Here is an 18,518-nt window from a genome sequence, read left to right as displayed (position 1 = left end):
AAAACCTCGGGCTGCGCGCCCTGGAGCGTGGCTACTCGGTCCTCTTCCGCACGCTCCCCGCAGCGCTGGCCGACCTCATGCGCCAGGAATCGATACCCGCGACGGAGCGAAGGCTGCGCCGGTACACGTCGCCCGATATGTTAATCTTGGACGAACTCGGCTACGTGCCATGCGACAGCCGCGCAGCCGACCTGCTTTTCCACATCGTCAGCCGCCGCCATGAGCAGAAGTCGATCATCCTGACGACGAACCTCGCCTACAAGCAATGGGGCACGGTCTTCAAGGACGCCTCCTGCCTCGGCGCCCTCGTCGACCGCTTCGCACAGCACTGCCACACCATCGACATCGACGCCGACTCCTGGCGCCAAAAGTCCTCTCTGCGCCGCTCCCTCGCCGTGCGCGAGAAACGTCGCAGCGACGAGTAAACGCGCTCCCGCGTCCGCACGGCCGGACCATCGATCACACCACCCACACGGCAAGCGCCCAGCGCGGCGGCGAACTCATGACCTCGCAGGCCAGCGCGAACTCGTGATCGCTGTCGAGATCGAGGATTTCTGCGGATCGGGATGGTTGTCTACAGGCGTTCATCGACGGCACGTTCGTGAGCGCCAAAAAGGGGGGCCCTGCGTCGGAAAAACGAAGCGTGGCAGGGGGACCAAGATCATGGCCATTGCAGACGGCTCTGGTCTTCCTCTCGCCGTCTGCATCGAAAGTGCTTCGCCGCATGAAGTCACGCTCGTCGAGCGAACACTCGACACCTGCTTCCTCGCTCAGCTCCCCAAGTGTCTCATCGGCGACAAGGCCTACGATAGCGACGCGCTCGACGCGCGGCTCGCGAAGGAGCGGGGGATCGAGCTGATCGCACCCAATCGGTCGAATCGCAAGCGCTTCACCCAGGATCTCCGCCCTCTCCGCCGATACAAACGCCGCTGGAAGGTAGAGCGCCTCTTCGCCTGGCTCCAAAGCTTCCGTCGCATCTTGGTACGGCACGAGCGCCACGCCAGAAACTTTCTCAGCTTCGTCCACCTCGGATGTATCGTCCTGTTCCTCAGGAGGCTCCTGGGCGGTTTATGAGATGACTTCTAGACTCTGCCAATACATCGGCACGATAGGACAATTCGTGTCCTATGTGTGCAACAGCAACGTTCACGCGACGCATCGTGGATAGGACATTTCCTGTCCATCGTGGGCCGCGTCCGCCCTTGTTTTACCTTGCGCCCGTGCCTCGCCGTTCGCGAGGATGGGCCCATGGCTCCGCATCCCCTCCAATCCAATTGGAGCGCCACGCTCGAAGCGCGGCTCGGTTTCGAGCCCTCGCAGATCCCGGGCGATAGCGAGGCGGCCCGAGACGACGACAAGCATGGAGAGGACCTGCCGGGAGTCGGGCCAGACGGCATCATGTCCATGGACATGGCTGCGCTCGTCTTGGGAATCGACGCACAGGGGGTCGGATGGAGGCGCCGCGTGATGCGGCGCATTCGTTCGGAGGAGCGTAAATCGGGGCTCGAAATTCTCGTGGTGAACGTTGGGCGCAGAGGCTCCCACGTGCGCGCCGCGCCGCTTCTGAAGGTGGCCCCCCTCCAGCACGTCATAAAGCTGCGGTTTGATAGCCTGGCGGCAGAGGTCCGAACACAGAAGAAGAGTATCAGCGAAATCCGGGCCCAGCTCCGCGCGACGGAGCGAGTGCTTTCCGAGGTGGTGCGGCGCCTCAACGAAATCGCGAGGTAGGACGGATGGCCTCGCACGAATTGCCCCCCGAGGTGATCGCGGCGCTCGCCACGTTGCTCCGCTATGCCGGGAGCATCATGCGCGAGGCAATCGAGGCGAGTCCCAGCGGGAATGGCGGGGGCTTCTACGACGCGAAAACCGCGCCGATGGGCCGGACGGCATTCCTACGGCTCGCGCGGGAAGGGGCATTCAAGGCAACCAAGGTCGGCCGCAAGGTGCTGGCTCGCAAAGACGAGGTTGACGCCTGGATCGAATCTCGCGCGACCACCGCGCCGCATCGCTCGACGCGCGAGGCGCCTGCCTCGGATGGGTATGGAGACGCGCTCGCATTGCACGAGGCGATCCGGGCCGCCGGTCACCACGTTCCGCTGCGCCGCTCGCGACGCACAGGAAAGGCGCGCCGATGAGGCGTCCGGCCTCTTCCTTGACGTGGGGGCGTTTCTCGGGTAGGGGGTATGACAAGGCGGGCCCCCATGCATGATGAAGACATGCACGGGAGCCCTGAGCCAAACCCCGCAATCACGAGGTTTGACCTATGAATAGGGTAGCATCCGTCTATTTTGCGTCCAACTTCTGCGCGCCCCGGGCACCCTGGATCGGAGGGTGATCCGTGGGACGAGCGCGCAAGGGCACGTGGAAGCGATCGGGCGATCACTTCCTGGTCTACGTCACCCTTCCACAGTCGGCCGTGCCGGGCGTGAAGGAGCGGCGCCTGCCTGGGATCGTTGTCCCGAAGGGGATCAACGGTCGGCCCCCCACCGACGCCGATCTCGACAAGCTGGCCAAGCTCTACACCGACCGTCCAGACCTCGCGCTGGCTCGCCTGGCGGAGGAGGGGCGCTTGCCCGATTGGGTGCCGATCGAGCTGGTCCCCCGTGACGCTCTGCTCCGCGGAGCGGCGGCGAACCCCACCGCAGCCAGCGCGGCGGGATCGCTCCTCGAAACGGTCGAGAGTTACGCCGATCGCTGGCTCGCGTGGCGCAATAAGCACGGGAACGGTTCGCTATCCTCCTACACGTCGGGCCTCAAGGTGCATGCGCTCCGCGTGAAGGTGGACGGCGGAACGATCGGAGAGAAGCCGCTCGCGGCGCTCACGCGCGATGACGTCAAACGCGTCGCCGCCTACTTCCGCAACGAAGTAGCGGCTGATCGGCTCGCAGAGAACACTGCATCGCGCTACTTCTCCTACTTCCGCACGATGCTCACCGCGGCATCGGACGAGGATGGAGACCCCGAGCTTTACGTTCGGCCGGACAATCCCGCGCTAGGCGTGAAGGGCCCCCCCACGCCGAAGAGGCAGACGCGCGCTTGCTTCTACCCCGAGGAATTTCTCCGCTTCGTGGCATGCGAGGCGATCTCCATCCGAACGCGTCGTCTCGTCACGCTCGCGGTGTACCTCATGTGCAGGCTGAGCGAGTTCGCCCGTCTGCGATGCGAGGACATCGATCTTGCACACGAGCGGATCACGATCTCTCGCTCGTACGATCGCAAGCGGAAGCGAGAGAAGGCGCCCAAGAACGGGCGCGGTAGATCGTTCACGCTCGAACCAAACGTGATCCCACTCTTGCGGGTGATGATCGACGACGCGGGCGGGAGCGGGCTCATCTGTCCGATCAACGTTTACAAGGTGTCGGACGCGTTCCGTATGTACCTCGATCGCGCGGGGCTGACGCGCCCGGACCTACGCCAGCGAACCAGGATGCACATCCCCTTGACCATGCACGGGCTGCGGGCGACGGGCGCGACATGGGCTGCGCGGTCGGGACGCTACGGGCCGATCGAGCTTCGCCGGATCCTCGGGCACCAGAAGCAGGAGACCACCGACGTCTACTTCGATGAGGCCCAGCTCATGGGACGCAACGTCGGAGAAGTCTTCCCCCCGCTGCCTGCCTCGCTCCTGAATCGTTCCGGAAAGCGTGCGAGCGGGGGGTAACGTCGCGGATTTGTTGGGGGTCGATTCCTGGGGCGGACAGCCCCCTCCTGGGGCCTGGGGCAAAGCCCCAGCTCCGCGCCTAACGTGCCGAGGCGGCGGCCTCGCGCGCCGTGACGAGCACGACCTTGCCCTTCACGCGCCGCTCGGCCATCGCGGAGAGCGCGGAGCTTGCCTGTTCGAGGGGATAGGTTTGCTCGACGTGCGGCTGGATGCGGCCTTCTCGTACCCACCCGAAGAGCTCGGCGAGGCCCTCGCGATAACGCTCGGGCTCGCGCATCGTGAAGGAACCCCAGAAGACCCCGACGATCGAGCACCCCTTCAGCAGCGTGAGGTTCAGCGGGATCTTCGGGATGTCGCCTGCGGCGAACCCGATGACCAGGTAACGACCGCGCCAGGCCATTGCGCGTAGCGCTGGCTCGGCGAACGCGCCGCCGACGGGGTCGTAGACGACGTCGACGCCGTTCGGCGCGAGCGCCTTGAGCCGTGCTTTCAGGTCCTCGCGGCTGTAGTTCACGACCTCGTCGGCTCCGCGTGCCCGGCACACCTCGAGTTTGTCGTCGCTCGACGCGCAGGCGATGACCCGCGCGCCGAGCACCTTGCCGATCTCGATGGCGGAGATGCCTACGCCGCCCGCCGCGCCGAGCACGACGAGCGTCTCGCCGGCCCGAAGCGCCGCCCGATCGACGAGCGCGTGGTGCGTGGTCCCGTAGGCCACGAGCAGCGTCGAGGCTGTGACGTGGTCGATCCCATCCGGCACCTGGATCACTTGCCCCTCGCCCAGCGCGACCTCCTCGGCGAAGCAGCCGTACGGCGCCCAGGCGACGACCCGATCCCCGACCGCGAGCGACGTCACGCCGGCGCCGACCGACGTGACGATCCCGGAGACCTCGCCGCCCGGCGAAAAGGGCAGGCTCGGCTTGAATTGGTATTTGTCCTGGATGACGAGGAGGTCTGGGAAATTGACCGAGGCCGCGTGGACCGAGACGACCACCTGGCCTGCTTCGGGCGTGGGGCTCGGGAGATCCTCGACGACGAGCGACGCGGGGGGCCCGAAGGCCTTGCAAAGAACGGCTTTCATCGTGGGTGCTTGGGTCCTTCTGCTCAGGGCGCGTACTTGCGTATCCAGGCGTTGTAGCCCTGGTTCGTCGTGAGCTCGGTGCCCACGACGAAGACCTCGGAGGCGCTGTTCGTGGTGATCCCCTCGCCGTAATCGGCTCCGTCCCCTGCCCCGCCGTAGACGTTGGTCCAGAGCTCCTTGCCGGAGGGATCGTACTTGCGGGTCCAGATGTCCGTCGAGAGCGTGGGGGTCATCTCGTAGCCCGTCACGATCACGTTGCCGCTCGGGTCGGTGGCCACGGCGTAGATCGCATCCAGGCCCGCGGGGACCTGGCTCGTGTGGGTCTCGGTCCAGAGCACCTCCCCGTTCGAATCGTACTTGCGCAGCCAGGCGTCGAGGCCGAGGTTCGTGGTCTCGGCGCCGCCGACGAAGAGGTTCCCATCCGGGGCGACCGCGACGGCGAACGCGTAATCGTCGCCGTTCAATGCGCCATTGAAGGTGCGCGTCCACGACTCGGTCAGACTGGCGCCGCCGGCCGCCAGCTTGGTCACCAAGACGTCCGTCGAGTCCGCCTCATTCGTCACATAACCGACGGCGTAGACGAAATTGCCGTCGAGCGCGATTCCCTGCGCCGCATCGGTGGCCTTGCCTGGCCCGTCCACGAGATACTGCCCCACGATCGAGCCGTCTTGGATCGACAACTTCTGCACCGCGAAATCACTCCCGCTGGCGTTCGCCATCAAGGCCCCGGCGACGTAGACGTGACCCCCGCCCAGAGTCGCGACACCCCACGCGTAATCGTATCCGTTGACCCCGCCGTCGTAGCTCTGCGACCACAGAAGCCCGCCGTTCGTGTCGTATCGACGAACGATCGCGTTTGTCGTCCCGTCGGCGAGGGACTCGTACCCCACGGCGACGATGTTGCCCGAGGGTTCGACCGCCACGCCGTAAATCGCGTCGTCGCGGCCCGCCGCGCCGCTGACCAGGGCAATCCACATCGGGTTGCCCGCCGGATCGAGCTTGCCCACGAACCCGTCGTAATGGTCCGGATTGCCTGCGAAGCCGACGAGCCCGCCGACGATGAGGTTGCCCTTGTTGTCCAGCCGGACGCTCGTGATCTCCTCGCCTGTCGAGCTCGGAATGCTGTGGCTCTGCGTGAAGAGCACCGTGCCCGAGACGACGCAGTCGTGGTTGCAGCCGTCGCCGTCGATCTCGTTCGCGTCGTCGCACGCCTCGGCAGCCGCATACACGAACCCGTCGCCGCAAACCGCCGGCTCGCACGTGGGCTTGCAGGCGCCGGTGTCGCTGTTCAGCGGGCCGTCGTCGCACAGCTCGCCCACGTCGAGCATGCCGTCGCCGCAGACGCCCATGGCGCCGCCGACGCCGCCGACGCCGCCAACACCACCGACGCCGCCGACGCCGCCGACGCCGCCAACACCGCCGACGCCGCCGACGCCGCCCACACCACCGACGCCGCCAACACCACCGACACCACCAAGGCCGCCGCCGCCGTGCCCGGCGAACCCTCCGCCGCCGTCCGAGCCGCTGTCGCCGGTGCCGGGGAACGATCGACCGCAACCGCTGGCAGCAGCGAAACCAGCGAAGACAAGGGCAAGGAGTGGCGTCGTGGTAAGTCGATGTGCCATGGTATGCTCGACATTTGCCACGGGGGACGGGCTGCCACAAGGGCCGAGCCGCGGGCCCGAGGCGCGTTTTCCACGCGCCCCGGGCCGTGTCGCCCCCCATCCCGTTTCAGAACGGCATCTCTTCGACCATCTCCGTTTTTCGCGGCAGCGCGCCGTTCCGTTTCCGCGGGGGTCGGGCCGGCGGCGCAGGCTCCGGCGGGTCCTCGGGCTCCCCCTGCGGGGGCGGCATCTCCACCGGCGCGATGTCGTCGTCCACGTCGCGCCGCAGCGCCCCGGCGTGCTCGCGGGCGGGCGCCGGCGAGGGCCCGCCCGCGAGGCAGATGTCACGCGCGTGTACCTCGGTCTTGTACCGCTTCTGCCCGTCCTTCTCGTAACTCGACGTCCGCAGCGTCCCCTCCACGAGCACGCACGACCCCTTGGCGAGCACACGGGCGAGGCCCTCCGCGCGCGGGCCAAAGACGACCACGCTGTGCCACTCGGTCCGCTCCGTGAGCTCGCGATTCCTGTCGAGGAACGACTCGTTCGTCGCCATCCGGAATTGAAGCACCGCCGTCCCGCTGCCCGCATACCGGAGCTCCGGATCCGCGCCGAGGTTGCCGAGAAGTACCACCCTGTTCATGCCGTCGCTCATGTCGTCCTCCGTTCCTTCGTCGTTCGTTCGAATGGTTTTTCCTGGATTGTCCGGTCAGGCCGCCTTCTCCGCCGCCCCCCGCGCGCCCACGCGGGCCTCCGAGCCCGCGATCACCGCGGCGCGCAGGGCGGCGAGGAGCCGCTCGTTCCCGAGCAGCGACTCCCGCGCGCGCTCGCGCCCCTGCCCGAGGTGCTCACCGCCGAAGGAGAGGTGCGCCCCGCTCTTCTCGACGATGCCGATCTGGCAGCCGTAATCGATGAGGTCCGAGGCCGCGTCGACGCCCGTCCCCCAGCGAATGTCGAACTCCGCCTCGCGGAAGGGCGGCGCGAGCTTGTTCTTGACCACCTTCACCCGCGTCCGCGAGCCCACCGCCTCGTCGCCGACCTTCACCGGACCGATGCGGCGCACGTCGAGCCGTATGCTCGCGTAAAACTTCAGCGCATTGCCGCCCGTCGTCGTCTCGGGGTTGCCGAACGTGACGCCGATCTTCTGCCGGAGCTGGTTGATGAACACGAGCGTCGTGTCCGTCCGGTGCGCGATCGCCGTGAGCTTGCGGAGCGCCTGGCTCATGAGCCGCGCCTGCAGCCCCATGTGCGCGTCGCCCATGTCGCCCTCGATCTCCGCCTTGGGCACGAGCGCCGCCACGGAGTCGACCACGACGATGTCGACCGCACCGCTGCGCGTGAGCGTCTCCGCGATTTCGAGCGCCTGCTCCCCGCAATCCGGCTGCGAGACGAGCAGGCGCTCGGTGTCGACCCCGACGGCGCGCGCATAACTCACGTCGAACGCGTGCTCGGCGTCGATGAACGCCGCGACGCCCCCCGCAGCCTGGGCCTCGCGCATCGCGTGCAGGGTGAGCGTCGTCTTGCCGCCGCTCTCGGGGCCGTAAATCTCGACGATCCGGCCGCGCGGATATCCGCCGATGCCGAGCGCTGCGTCGAGGGCCATCGCGCCCGTGCCGATGACCCGCACGTCCGTCTCCGCCTCGTCCCCGAGCGACATGATCGCCCCCTTGCCGAATTGTTTCTCGATCGAACCCACGACCGTCTTCACCGTCCGCATCTTCTCCAAGAGCTCCGTCATCATCGGTCTATCCGCCTTTCTTGCCCGTTACTTCGACCGCCGCCGAAACCAGTTGCTAAGAAAAATCGTTTTTCTGGGTCGCCTACCGCCCGACCGCCGCCACGCCGTCGCGATCGAGCAGCCGCGCCTGGATCGCCTCGGCCACGTGGCTCGCCCGCACCGACGTGCCGCCGTCGAGATCCGCGATCGTCCGCGCCACGCGCAGCACCTTGCCGTACGCCCGCGCCGAGAGGCCGAGCCGCTCCACCGCCTGCCCGAGGATCGTCCGGCCCGCCGCGTCCGGCGCCGCCACCCGCTCGACGTCGCGCGGGCCGAGATCCGCATTCGAAAGGACGCTCGTCTCGCCCGCCTCCCGCCGCGCCGCCTGGATCGCCCGCGCCGTGATCACGCGCCGCCGCACCTCCCCGCTCGCCTCCCCGCGCTCCTTGCCCCCGAGGTGCGAGACGTCCACGGGCGGCAGCGGCACCTGCAAATCGAGCCGATCGAGGAGCGGACCGGAGAGCCGCGCGCGATAGGCTCGCACGCGCTCGGAGGAGCAGGCGCAGCGGCGCTTCTCGTCGCCGAAAAACCCGCACGGGCATGGATTCACCGCGGCGATCACGAGCGGCCTCGCCGGGAACGTCACGCGGCTCTGCGCGCGGCAGATCGTGACGAGGCCATCTTCGAGCGGCTGCCGCAGCACCTCGAGCGCGCTCCGCTTGAATTCGAGCAGCTCGTCGAGGAAGAGGCAGCCGTGGTGCGCGAGCGAGACCTCGCCGGGCCGGATCGGCTCGCCCCCGCCCACGAGGCCCGCAGGGCTCACGGTGTGGTGGGGCGCGCGAAACGGCCTCGCCTGCGAGAGGCCTCGATCCGAGGGCAGGAGCCCGGCCACGGAGTGAATCGCCGTCACTTCGAGGGCCTCGTCGTACGAGAGGGGCGGCAAGACCGTCGGCAGCCGACGCGCCAGCATGGTCTTGCCCAAGCCCGGTGCCTCTGACCCACATCTGCACGTCGTGGGAACCGTCCGTGTCCCTTCCGAAAAGTTCTGCCTTTCCAAGTGGGTAGAGGAGGAGAACCTGCATGGGCACTACTGTCAGTGCGGCTGCGGACGGAGGATCCGGGTGCTGGCTTGGCACCGCGCCAGAGGGATCCCGCGGTTCCTGCGAGCGCACGGCCCGACGGGCCTGACCAAGGAGACCGCGAGGTACCGGGCGGAGGGGTACCTGACCGCAACCGACGTGGCCCGGCAGCTCGGGATCGGACAGACAACGCTGCGGCGGCTCGAGGGCAAGCTCTTCGAACAGGCACCTCGGCGCGGAACTCGCAAGATCAGGGTGTTCACCCCTGATCAGCTGCCCGAGCTGCAGGTGTTGCTGAAGAAGGAGACGCTCCTTGGGCCCGCGCCTGAGCTCATCCCGCTGGGAGAGGTGGCGCGCAGGGCAGGTTGTTGCAGGAACACGATCCGCGCGCGACTGGGGAAAGAGCTACCTGCCGGCCGGTTGCTGACACATCCACGCACAAGCTTCGCCTTCACGCCCGAGGAGGCAGAGCAGATCGTGGCGTGGATCAAGCAGTACGTCGGGACGAGACCGACGCGCCACACTTGAGTCGCAACGGACGTGTAGAGTTGCTTGTGCCTTGAGGCTCAGTCTCTCGGCTCTGTAGGGGGCTACTGCGCCGTACGCAGGTTCGAACCCCGTGCGGGATTTGGAACATTAAGACATCCGCAGACGTTGCTCAGTTCACTCGAATTTGCGGACGTCGGCCCGGCTGGGTTCGGGTTCTGCGGGTGACGGATCGGGCGCCGGGCTCACGGCCGGGCGGCTCCGCCTCTGCCGTAGGGGGACCTGATGGGCGGGGAGCTGCAGGGTCCGCGCGTCGAGGGCGCCCGCGTCGAGGCGCACCGCGAGGCCGCGCCACGCGCCGAAATCTTCCCCGAGTTCGCCGTGCCTCGATCGCGCTCGAGCCCGTGTTTCCCGATGGCCCCGGGCTCCCTTCCGCCGCTCCCCGCTGTATGCTCGCCGCCTGGGTCCTGCGCGCCGCCGAGCTCGCGGCCCGCGTCGAGGTGCAGCCGGGGCTCCCTTCCGCCGCTCGCTGCCTACATGCTCGCCGCCGGGTCCGGTCGAGGCGTGGCGGGCTCGGGAAAGAATCGGCGACGGTGCGGGCGGCCCTTCAACGGCGTGCGGCTGGACGCGCGGCGGGGTCGAGTCATGCAACCACGGCGACGGGATCGATCCTGCGAGGAGGACGAGCGCCGCGAGCAGGACGAGCGCCCGGACGGGAGGTCCCGAGGGTGCGTCATGGAGCACGGTCCACTACTCCAGGAAGCGCGACCAGGGAAGGGGAACGCCCGGCTCCTCCGCGCTCGACATGTTGTTCCACCCCGCGCGGCTCTGGCCCGATCATCCCGAGCGTCCCCCTACCGCCCCTCCCCCATCCCCGCAAGCTGCCGGTGTAGGACAAATAAACCAGGACTTCTGCCTCCTCAAAGCTACGGGCGCATGATCTCGGCCGGCGGCAGTGGCGGCAGACCGTGCACCATCGATCCGAAGCTCAATCGCCCCATCATTCGGCGTCGTCGGCAGGAGCGGCAGCGAGATCGACTCCTTCGGCATTCTACTGCAACAGGACCGGCCAGCCGTTCACACTCCAGGCGAAAAATAGCGGCCTCTACCTCGACGTCACCGGTCAGATGAACGCGACCTTCGGTGTGTCCACCGTTCAACAGGGTTCGACCGACGGCCCCCATCGGGGGCAAAGGTCGGTGAGGGGCCCGGCCTCGACGCCGGGCCGCCTCTATGCCGCCGACGAGCGCGGCGAGCAGCATGACGGCGACGCCGTGCACCTCGACGCGGTCAAGCGCTGCGAGCGCGACGGGCCGTCTGTCGAGACCGCGCCCATCCGGCGGAGACGGCCGATTCGGCCATCGCAGTGCGGGACGATCCGGCCAGAACAGCGCGGCAGGAACACTACGTGATATTCCGTATTGCTCGGCCCGCGCGGTGGAATCATGCTGATGAGCGATCGACGCGCCCGAGGCGTCGACTGTCCGCTGCCGGGGATGACCTCCCGCCTGCAAGGAAGCACTCACACAATGAGCCGGAAGATCATGATCTATGGCGCTGGCCACATGGGGCTGGCGATCGTCCTAGGCTTGATTCGCAAAGGTCACACGGACGTACAGATCGTCGATCCGAGTGAATCGAGACGGCGTCTGCTGAGCGAGCAATTCCAGCTCTCGGTATTGCCAAAATCGGCGGCCCTCGGCAGCGGCGATCTCGTCGTGCTTGCGATGCCGCCGCAGGCGTTCGCCGAGTTCGCGAGCAGCGGCGCGGTCCCGCGCCACCACGCGGGCCCCGTGGTGTCCGTCATGGCCGGCGTGACGATGTCGACGATCGCGAAATCGCTCGGCGTCACGCAGGTGATCCGCTCGATCCCCAATACACCGTCGGAGGTGTTCCAGGGCATGACCGTGTTCTGCGCGTCGCCCGAGACGACCGCGGAGAACATCGAATGGACGCGCAGGCTGTTCGAGGCGTTCGGCAAGGCCGTGTGGGTCGCCGATGAGGCGCTGATCGATCCGGCGACCGCGCTGTGCGGCGGCGGGCCGGCGTTCGTCGCCTACATCGCGGACGCCATGCAGGCGTTCGCGACCAGCGTCGGCTTCGACGCTCCGAGCGCGGTGCTGATGACCACTCAGGTCCTGCGCGGCACCGCGGAGCTAATCGAGACCACGGGCAAGCCGGCAATGCAGATCTGCCGCGAGGTCATGACCCCGCAGGGCACGACCGAGCGCGGCATCAAGCACTTCGACGAGCACAAGCTCCACGACATCCTGCAGGCCGCGCTGAGCCGATCGACCGAGCGCTCGCGAGAGCTTGGCCGCACCACCTAGAAGGTCGAGCGGTTCGTCGAAACCTAAGCGATCTCGACGAGTTGCACCGGTGCGCGTCCCACAATAAACGTACCGCTGCGAGCGAGATCCAACCGCACATCCCGCGATCGAACTGATCGCCCTTCTAGTGTCCTGAGTTAGAAGAACGCGAACATTTTTTGGACGATCCCCTCCCTCAACACATGGAGGTGAGTGGGAAGATGCGACGTCGAACTGGCCGCCCACTCGAACCTCTGGTCCTGACTGCTGAAGAACGCGAGACCCTGGAGCGCTGGGCGCGCCGACCTAAGTCTCCGCAGGCGTTGGCGGACCGTGCGCGCATCGTGCTGGACTGTGCGGAGGGCAAGAGCAACGGTGAGATTGCCGCGTCGAATGGCGTCTCCCGACAAACGGTGAGTAAGTGGCGAGGCCGGTTTCTCCGGCATCGGCTACAGGGGTTGAGCGATGCGCCTCGGTCCGGGGCTCCGCGAACGATCACGGATGAACAGGTCGAGCGCGTCGTGACCAGGACGCTCGAGACCAAGCCGCACAACGCGACCCATTGGTCGACGCGCTCGATGGCCAAGGCGCTGGGGATGAGCCAGACGGCCATCGCCCGGATCTGGCGGGCATTCGGGCTGCAGCCGCACCGCAGCGAAACGTTCAAGCTTTCGACCGACCCACACTTCGTTGAGAAGGTCCGCGATGTCGTCGGCCTGTATGTGAGGCCGCCGGAGCACGCGCTCGTGCTGTCGGTCGACGAAAAGTCGCAGATTCAGGCGCTCGATCGGACACAGCCGCTCCTGCCGATGCGGCCAGGCCAGGCGGAGCGTCGCACCTACGATTACAAGCGGCACGGGACGACGTCGCTGTTCGCGGCGCTGGATGTGAAGTCAGGCAGAGTGATCGGCCAACTGCACCGCAGGCACCGGACGCAGGAGTTTTTGGCATTCTTGAGGATGATCGAGAGCAAGGTCCCGAAGGAGCAAGAGGTCCACCTGATCCTCGACAACTACGGCACGCACAAGACGCAGCCGGTGAAGCGCTGGTTGCTCAAGCATCCACGCTTCCACCTGCACTTCACGCCCACAAGCGCCTCTTGGCTGAACCTCGTCGAGCGTTTCTTCGCAGAGCTGACCGAGAAGCAGCTCCGTCGCGGCGTTCATCGCAGCGTCCGCGAACTCGAAGAGGCCATCGTCGCCCACATCGAGGCCCACAACACCGCCGGCAAGGCCTTCGTGTGGACCAAGTCGGCGGATGAGATCCTCGAACGGGTAGCGGCCGCTTGTGAACGTATTTCTAACTCAGGACACTAGGAGGCTGCTGCCAAACGGCCGAAGCGGCTGAAATCTGGCCGAAATCCTCAATGATTTCACGTCCAGATCTCCCATGGTCGGAGAAAAACACCAGCCTCCTAGGGGCTCATCACCACATCTGCCAAGGCGGGGAGAAGCCGCAATGCTAGGCCTGAACGAACAGAGTTGGCTCGTGGAGATGATCCGCTCGGTGAGCCCGCGGCCGCTCGGCGAGCTGCCGCACTCGGAGCGCGAGTCGTCCAATGGCTACAGCGCGTATTTCGGGCTCGGGCACAGTATCGAGCTGCTCGACAGGCCGGGCGTGTTCAAGATCAGCCCGGCCGGGCTGGCGCTCGGCGCTCACCTGTTGAAGACCGTCGAGGACCGCGACCTAGAGGGCCGGTTCCTCGACATCGGCACGGGCTGCGGCGCGCTGGCGATCCTGCTGCGCAGCATCGGCGCGGCCGACGTGACGGCGAGCGACATCTCGGCGACCTCGGTGGCGCTGGCGGCGGAGAACGAGCAGCTGAACTTCCCGGACGCCAGGATCAGGTTCGTGGTCAGCGATCTGTTCTCCGGGCTCAAGCCTGGCAGCGATCGCTACGACATGATCATATTCAATCCCCCGGGGTGGCGGACGCCGTCGCCCGAGCTTCGCGAGGAGCTGGCGCGCATCCGCGGCGACATCGATCCGTCGGCGATGTTCTACGGCGACCAGATCCTGATGCGGTTCCTCGACGAGCTGCCCGGCTACCTGCGTCCGGACGGTCGCGCGATCGTCGGCCTCAACTCGCTGGTCGGCATCAAGAGCATGCTCCACCAGTACAAGGCGCAGCACGACGGCGCGCCCCCGCTGCGCTTCCGGCTGTGCGAGCGGCACACCTTCCCGCTGCTGTTCTACTCGGATCACTGGAAGCGCATCAGCCAGGAGCTGCGCGCGGAATTCGCGCGATGGCGCAAACATCACGGTTCGGCATACACTGTTGACAGCCAGGGCAACCTCTACTGGTCATACGAGCTGGTGGATTGTCAGCTGGCTGGAAACATTTATGTCTAACCTATCGAATCAGCCGTCTTCGTGCTACGGCGTCGGCGTCGCCGCCGGTGTGATTGCCAATCTGAGCCTCGGCGCGTCGTCGCTGTTCTGGCGCGCGCTCGCCCCAATCTCGCCGACGACGCTGCTGTGCTATCGCATCCTGGTCTCGCTGATCACGCTCATCGTCATGATGTGCGCGCTCGGCAAGCTAAGCGGCCTGCGCGCGCGACTGTCGCGCAAGACGATCGGCGTCCACGCCGCCGCCGCGCTGCTCGTCGCGGCCAACTGGGGCACCTTTATCTGGGCGTCGATCCACGGCCACGTCGTCGAGAGCGGGCTCGGCTACCTGATCGCGCCGTTTGTCGCGATCGGCGTCGGCATCGTCGTCCTCAAGGACTCGCTGAGCGTCGTGCGGCGCAGCGCGCTGTTGCTGATCGTCGGGGCCGTCCTGCTGCTGCTGCGCAGCGGCGAGCTGAGCCACTGGGTCTACCTCGTGATCGGCATCGGCTGGGGCGGCTATGCCTGCCTGAAGAAGGTCACGACGCTCGACGCCTTCACCGGGCTGCTGGTCGAGACCACGGTGCTCACGATCGTGCTCGCGGTCCTGCTGCCGACCACGTCGCTGAGCCTGGGGCTGCCGCCGGCGTCGTTGGCGGCGAATATCACGCTCCTGATGTCGTGCGGCCTGGTCTCGCTGTTCCCGCTGTGGTTGTTCGCGCACGCGGCGCGTCGGCTATCGCTATCGACGATGGGGTTCTTTCAATTCGTGCTGCCCAGCACCCAGCTGATCGTCGCGCTGGTGTTCTATCGTCAGCCGATGTCGAGCAACACGCTGTTCTGCTTCTTCCTGATCTGGTTCGCACTGCTGGTCATCGTGATAGAGACGTTCCTGAGCGCGCGCCGGCAGCAGCAGCTCGTGCGGGCGATCGGAGGTCGCCCGTGAAGCGCTGCGACGTCGTTGTAATCGGCCTCGGCATCATGGGCTCCGCGGCGCTGTGGAACCTCGCCGAGGCCGGCATCACCGTGCTCGGCATCGAGGGCGGCGGGCCGACGCACACCGGCGGGTCATCGCACGGCGGCACCCGGATCTTCCGGCGCGCCTATTGGGAAGGCGAGAAGTACATCGGGCTGCTCAACCGGGCGCACGAGCTGTGGACCGCGCTGCAGGACAAGACCGGCCGGCGGCTGATCATTCCGACGGGGGGCGTGTTCATCGGCCCGCGCGCGGCCGGCGTGGTCGCGGGCAGCCAGCGCACCGCGATCGCCGACGACATTCCGCACGAGATGTGGGACGCCGCGCGCATCCGCGAGCGCCTCCCGGCGTTCCAGGTGACCGATGACATGCAGGCGATCTACGAGCCGGCCGCGTACGCGATCGCGGCGGAGGAGGCGCGCCTGCAGATGGTGAACGAGGCCGTGCGCGGCGCGGGCACCGCGTGGTACGGCGATCCGGTGGAGTCGCTGGGGTCTACGCCGCATGACGTCACCGTGCGCACGCGCAGCGGCCAGGTCGTGCAGGCCGCGGCGGCGGTGGTCACCGTCGGGCCCTGGATGGGGCGTCGGCTGGTGCCGGAGCTGCGCCCGCACCTCGTGCCCAACCGCGTGCCGATCTACTGGTTCTCGCCGCGGCCCGGGCGGATGGAGGACTTCGACCACAAGCGCTTCCCGGTGTTCCTGTACGAGTGCCAGGATGGCAGCCTGCTGTACGGGATCGCCGCGGGCACGAGCGCCGAGCAAGGCGTGAAGATCGGGTTTCACAACCGCCAGCACGTCCCCGCGGATCCGGATACGGCGATCCCGCGCGTGACCGATCACCAGCGCCAGGAGATCGCGAGCTACGTCGCGCAGATCTTCCCCGATCTCGAGCCAAGCCCGATCGACGCCCGCCTCTGCTACTACACGATGAGCACGGACGAGTCGTTCCTGATCGGCGCCTCTGCGCAGTCGCCCCGCGTGGTGTACGCGTCCGCGTGCTCGGGGCACGGCTTCAAGTTCGCGACCGCGATTGGCGAGGCGCTGGCGTTCCTCGCGCAGCAGAAGCCGCCGCCCGTCGAGCTGTCGGCGTTCGGCGCCGCGCGCTTCGACGCCGCATCGCGGGTCACATGAAGCCGGGGTTGCGCGGCAGGTAGCTCGGCCAGCTGTCGATAGGCTCGGACGACATGACGGGCGTCGGCAGCTGGCTCCGCAGGCCATGCCCCAGCGCGTGCTGCATGACGGCGTGGTTGGCGCCGGGGACAAAGCACGACACGCTCGCGCAGCCGCGCTGCCACGCGACGCCCAGCGCCGCCCTAGTGCTGCTCGCCGAGCTCGCCCCCGTCGAGGTGCTCATGTTGAGGCGCACGGCAGAGGGGCCGGGCCGCGCTCGTGTTCGTGCTGCTGATACCAGCCCTCCTACTCGCCGCTGTGGAAGCGGCTGGCACGGCCTCACCCGTCAGACGATCGGGAGCGAGACTGCCCTCCCAGCGGAGATCCGCTCAACCACGCATTTTAGACAGCGCGCTCGAGCAGCTCGTACAAAAGGTTGCGGAGACGCCGGATCCGGTATCGTGCGGGCGTTTTCCGGCGCATCAAAGCCTCATTCCCTGTAGTCCCCGCCATCTCGGATCCAGCGAGACGCTGCCCCCTCCCCTCGCCCAGACGTGGACCCCGGCCGCAGCAGCCTGCCCGTAGGCCCACGAGGTCACTCTCCAAGAGGCTTGCAGGTCGTGCAGAAACCCGACCTCGTCGAACGCTGCGCCCAGCTCCTTCCCCTGCTCGACGTTTCGATCGCACCAGCGGTGAAGGTGCTCGTAGGCGGCAAGGCGGTCCTTCTTCGCGGCGTTGCAGCTCGCGTGGGCGAGGACGAAGTTGTGTCCGAGGTCGACGGGGTAGAGGGACCAGGGCACGAAGTGGTCGACCTCCCCGCGGCTCTGCAACACGCCTTCGCAGTAGAAGCAGCGGCCCTCCTGGAAGTCGAGCAGGACGGGGCGAGCGACCGAGAGGTCTGCGCGTTCTGAGCCGAACAGGAACTCGTCTAGGTCGACGGTCTGCCCGAGCAGAGGCTGGTTCTCTCTCAACCCGCGCACGAAGCGCACCCACGCGCCGCGCACGAGATCTTGGATCAGCTCGTGGTAGCGGCGAAGGCAGAAGGCCACGCCGGGCTTCAGCTCGATCGCGTCGGCGACCACCGTGTTCGCGTACAGGAACTCGAGCTGGCGGCCTCCGATCGTCTGGAGCTTCAGGAGGGGCTGCTCCTTGATCGTGCGCTTAACCTTCGCGAGCAGGGACTGCCAGGTGCGACGATCGTTCCTCGCCCGGGGCAGCGACCCCTCGCACCTCGAGCGGATCTCCTCGATCGCGCGGATGATGGCGGCCTGCCGATCCGTGTTCTGCCTCAGGACTGCCGCCTTCTTCGCGCCGAGCCCCTGGTAGGGCATCGCTTGCCGCCAGTAGTAGTCCACGAACTTCTCGGCGATCGCCTCGATGCTCACGCGCATCGAAGCCCCGCTGTCATCCCCCTTCTCGACGGAGATGTCGGCGAGGGCGAGCAAGAGTGCGAACTTGTACGTGGCGACGAAGCCGCCCTGAGCGAGCAGGGTCTGGAGCTGCAGCAGGAACTTCACCTGCTCGTCGGAGCACGGCGCGGGCATGCGGCTCGGCATCTTGCTACCCCTGGGCTCGCGCGTGAACTGGTCTCGAACTCGACGACGTGGGGATCGACTACCGGCTCGATCGAAGCCGGCCAGCCTGCGCGCGCCGCCGTCTCACGAGCGCCACGGCGAGGACCAGTCCGAGCGCGCCGCCGACGTACGACCCGATGTGCATGCGCCACACCCTCATGAACGCCGATGCGCACTCTGAGCCGGCGAGCACCTCCGCGACGGCGCGCTGATCCCATGGATCCAAGCTTGTCGGCGACGCTCCGAGCATCAACGCGACGACAGCAGCCACGACCAGCGGAACAACCATGAAGCCGAGTAACCCTCGAAGAGGGAGCCGCTGCGGCAGGCGTGGTGAGGGCTCGTTGGCGAACCGCAAGGTCATGCTGGCGAGCACACCCAGAGGCCACGACGCCTTAGCGGCGAGCATCGTCACCGCCCACCGGAAGGGGCGCGGGTCGCTCGCGAGGTTCTTGCCGATGAGGAAGTACTCAGGCGAGAGCGTGGCGGTTACGTGGTCGTGGGCGATGCCGTAGGCGAGCGCGAGGCTCGTCGTCGAGACAAGGAGGACGGCGTCGTCTCGCCCGAACCGCGGAAGCTCGAACATCACGCCGCTCT

General features: G+C 67.3%; 19 protein-coding genes and 1 pseudogene. 11 read left to right on the top strand and 9 right to left on the bottom strand.

The window, feature by feature from the left end:
• On the top strand, window positions 1-425 hold a 425-nt coding region (locus tag E8A74_RS42470), incomplete at its 5' end, for an ATP-binding protein (protein ID WP_170229789.1).
• Window positions 426-459: 34 nt separating this feature from the next.
• Here E8A74_RS42470 and E8A74_RS55740 read toward each other — a convergent pair.
• The gene (locus E8A74_RS55740; protein ID WP_269749931.1) at window positions 460-588 is read right to left on the bottom strand and encodes a hypothetical protein; all 129 of its coding nucleotides are present in this window, start codon (window positions 586-588) and stop codon (window positions 460-462) included.
• On the opposite strand from E8A74_RS55740, the pseudogene E8A74_RS42465 reads away from it, so the two are divergent.
• The 4 genes and pseudogenes from E8A74_RS42465 to E8A74_RS42450 form a co-directional block, all read left to right on the top strand.
• A pseudogene (locus tag E8A74_RS42465) lies at window positions 578-1,074 on the top strand (IS5 family transposase); the annotation flags it as partial. The gene E8A74_RS55740 and the pseudogene E8A74_RS42465 overlap by 11 nt on opposite strands.
• Window positions 1,075-1,248: 174 nt before the next feature.
• Window positions 1,249-1,728, top strand: a complete 480-nt coding sequence (locus E8A74_RS42460) for a hypothetical protein (RefSeq protein WP_136934852.1) — start codon at window positions 1,249-1,251, stop codon at window positions 1,726-1,728.
• A gap of 5 nt (window positions 1,729-1,733) precedes the next feature.
• Window positions 1,734-2,135: a helix-turn-helix domain-containing protein gene (locus E8A74_RS42455; RefSeq protein ID WP_136934851.1), complete on the top strand. Its 402-nt coding sequence runs from the start codon at window positions 1,734-1,736 to the stop codon at window positions 2,133-2,135.
• Between the two features lie 203 nt (window positions 2,136-2,338).
• A complete protein-coding gene (locus E8A74_RS42450) occupies window positions 2,339-3,661 on the top strand; it encodes a tyrosine-type recombinase/integrase (protein ID WP_136934850.1) in 1,323 nt (440 codons plus the stop codon).
• Between the two features lie 79 nt (window positions 3,662-3,740).
• Here the strand turns inward: E8A74_RS42450 and E8A74_RS42445 are convergent, their stop codons facing one another.
• From E8A74_RS42445 to E8A74_RS42425, 5 genes are all read right to left on the bottom strand, one after another.
• Window positions 3,741-4,739, bottom strand: a complete 999-nt coding sequence (locus tag E8A74_RS42445) for an NADPH:quinone oxidoreductase family protein (protein WP_136934849.1) — start codon at window positions 4,737-4,739, stop codon at window positions 3,741-3,743.
• 23 nt (window positions 4,740-4,762) lie between these two features.
• Window positions 4,763-6,364 carry a DUF4215 domain-containing protein gene (locus E8A74_RS42440; RefSeq protein WP_136934848.1) on the bottom strand — a complete coding sequence of 534 codons (1,602 nt, stop codon included), beginning with the start codon at window positions 6,362-6,364 and terminating at the stop codon, window positions 4,763-4,765.
• 106 nt (window positions 6,365-6,470) lie between these two features.
• A complete protein-coding gene (locus tag E8A74_RS42435; RefSeq protein WP_136934847.1) occupies window positions 6,471-6,995 on the bottom strand; it encodes a single-stranded DNA-binding protein in 525 nt (174 codons plus the stop codon).
• 54 nt (window positions 6,996-7,049) lie between these two features.
• Window positions 7,050-8,078 (bottom strand): recombinase RecA, encoded by a 1,029-nt coding sequence (recA, locus tag E8A74_RS42430; RefSeq protein WP_136934854.1) that lies wholly within the window; start codon window positions 8,076-8,078, stop codon window positions 7,050-7,052.
• An 82-nt stretch (window positions 8,079-8,160) separates the two neighbouring features.
• On the bottom strand, window positions 8,161-9,027 hold the full coding sequence (locus E8A74_RS42425) for a YifB family Mg chelatase-like AAA ATPase (RefSeq protein WP_136934846.1): 867 nt from the start codon (window positions 9,025-9,027) through the stop codon (window positions 8,161-8,163).
• Between E8A74_RS42425 and E8A74_RS42420 the strand changes: the two genes are divergently transcribed.
• The 6 genes from E8A74_RS42420 to solA all read left to right on the top strand — a co-directional run bounded on the left by E8A74_RS42420 (window position 9,026) and on the right by solA (window position 16,368).
• Window positions 9,026-9,664: a hypothetical protein gene (locus E8A74_RS42420; RefSeq protein WP_136934845.1), complete on the top strand. Its 639-nt coding sequence runs from the start codon at window positions 9,026-9,028 to the stop codon at window positions 9,662-9,664. The genes E8A74_RS42425 and E8A74_RS42420 overlap by 2 nt on opposite strands.
• A 1,487-nt stretch (window positions 9,665-11,151) precedes the next feature.
• On the top strand, window positions 11,152-11,952 hold the full coding sequence (gene proC, locus E8A74_RS42415) for a pyrroline-5-carboxylate reductase (protein ID WP_136934844.1): 801 nt from the start codon (window positions 11,152-11,154) through the stop codon (window positions 11,950-11,952).
• 200 nt (window positions 11,953-12,152) lie between these two features.
• Entirely contained in the window at window positions 12,153-13,247 is a 1,095-nt protein-coding gene (locus tag E8A74_RS42410; RefSeq protein ID WP_136934843.1) for an IS630 family transposase, read from the top strand.
• Window positions 13,248-13,425: 178 nt separating this feature from the next.
• Window positions 13,426-14,283 carry a methyltransferase gene (locus E8A74_RS42405; RefSeq protein ID WP_232379990.1) on the top strand — a complete coding sequence of 286 codons (858 nt, stop codon included), beginning with the start codon at window positions 13,426-13,428 and terminating at the stop codon, window positions 14,281-14,283.
• Window positions 14,276-15,205: an EamA family transporter gene (locus tag E8A74_RS42400; protein ID WP_136934841.1), complete on the top strand. Its 930-nt coding sequence runs from the start codon at window positions 14,276-14,278 to the stop codon at window positions 15,203-15,205. Before E8A74_RS42405 ends, E8A74_RS42400 begins: the two co-directional genes overlap by 8 nt.
• The gene (gene solA / locus E8A74_RS42395) at window positions 15,202-16,368 is read left to right on the top strand and encodes an N-methyl-L-tryptophan oxidase (protein ID WP_136934840.1); all 1,167 of its coding nucleotides are present in this window, start codon (window positions 15,202-15,204) and stop codon (window positions 16,366-16,368) included. The genes E8A74_RS42400 and solA overlap by 4 nt, the downstream gene beginning before the upstream one ends.
• Here solA and E8A74_RS42390 read toward each other — a convergent pair.
• The 3 genes from E8A74_RS42390 to E8A74_RS42380 form a co-directional block, all read right to left on the bottom strand.
• Window positions 16,361-16,591 (bottom strand): hypothetical protein, encoded by a 231-nt coding sequence (locus tag E8A74_RS42390; protein ID WP_136934839.1) that lies wholly within the window; start codon window positions 16,589-16,591, stop codon window positions 16,361-16,363. The genes solA and E8A74_RS42390 overlap by 8 nt on opposite strands.
• Window positions 16,592-16,829: 238 nt before the next feature.
• A complete protein-coding gene (locus E8A74_RS42385; protein ID WP_136934838.1) occupies window positions 16,830-17,903 on the bottom strand; it encodes an HNH endonuclease in 1,074 nt (357 codons plus the stop codon).
• 58 nt (window positions 17,904-17,961) lie between these two features.
• On the bottom strand, window positions 17,962-18,510 hold the full coding sequence (locus tag E8A74_RS42380) for a hypothetical protein (RefSeq protein ID WP_136934837.1): 549 nt from the start codon (window positions 18,508-18,510) through the stop codon (window positions 17,962-17,964).
• Between the last annotated feature and the right edge of the window lie 8 nt (window positions 18,511-18,518).

Origin of the sequence: Polyangium fumosum (genome assembly GCF_005144585.1) — a bacterium.
Lineage (GTDB): Bacteria > Myxococcota_A > Polyangia > Polyangiales > Polyangiaceae > Polyangium > Polyangium fumosum.
This window is presented reverse-complemented; position numbering and strand designations above follow the sequence as displayed.

Coding starts and splice junctions, on each gene's coding strand:
- E8A74_RS55740 (WP_269749931.1), bottom strand. CDS start 588: ATGAACGCCTGTAGACAACCATCCCGATCCGCAGAAATCCTCGATCTC.
- E8A74_RS42460 (WP_136934852.1), top strand. CDS start 1,249: ATGGCTCCGCATCCCCTCCAATCCAATTGGAGCGCCACGCTCGAAGCG.
- E8A74_RS42455 (WP_136934851.1), top strand. CDS start 1,734: ATGGCCTCGCACGAATTGCCCCCCGAGGTGATCGCGGCGCTCGCCACG.
- E8A74_RS42445 (WP_136934849.1), bottom strand. CDS start 4,739: ATGAAAGCCGTTCTTTGCAAGGCCTTCGGGCCCCCCGCGTCGCTCGTC.
- E8A74_RS42440 (WP_136934848.1), bottom strand. CDS start 6,364: ATGGCACATCGACTTACCACGACGCCACTCCTTGCCCTTGTCTTCGCT.
- E8A74_RS42435 (WP_136934847.1), bottom strand. CDS start 6,995: ATGAGCGACGGCATGAACAGGGTGGTACTTCTCGGCAACCTCGGCGCG.
- recA (WP_136934854.1), bottom strand. CDS start 8,078: ATGACGGAGCTCTTGGAGAAGATGCGGACGGTGAAGACGGTCGTGGGT.
- E8A74_RS42420 (WP_136934845.1), top strand. CDS start 9,026: ATGGTCTTGCCCAAGCCCGGTGCCTCTGACCCACATCTGCACGTCGTG.
- E8A74_RS42425 (WP_136934846.1), bottom strand. CDS start 9,027: ATGCTGGCGCGTCGGCTGCCGACGGTCTTGCCGCCCCTCTCGTACGAC.
- proC (WP_136934844.1), top strand. CDS start 11,152: ATGAGCCGGAAGATCATGATCTATGGCGCTGGCCACATGGGGCTGGCG.
- E8A74_RS42410 (WP_136934843.1), top strand. CDS start 12,153: ATGCGACGTCGAACTGGCCGCCCACTCGAACCTCTGGTCCTGACTGCT.
- E8A74_RS42405 (WP_232379990.1), top strand. CDS start 13,426: ATGATCCGCTCGGTGAGCCCGCGGCCGCTCGGCGAGCTGCCGCACTCG.
- E8A74_RS42400 (WP_136934841.1), top strand. CDS start 14,276: ATGTCTAACCTATCGAATCAGCCGTCTTCGTGCTACGGCGTCGGCGTC.
- E8A74_RS42390 (WP_136934839.1), bottom strand. CDS start 16,591: ATGAGCACCTCGACGGGGGCGAGCTCGGCGAGCAGCACTAGGGCGGCG.
- E8A74_RS42385 (WP_136934838.1), bottom strand. CDS start 17,903: ATGCCGAGCCGCATGCCCGCGCCGTGCTCCGACGAGCAGGTGAAGTTC.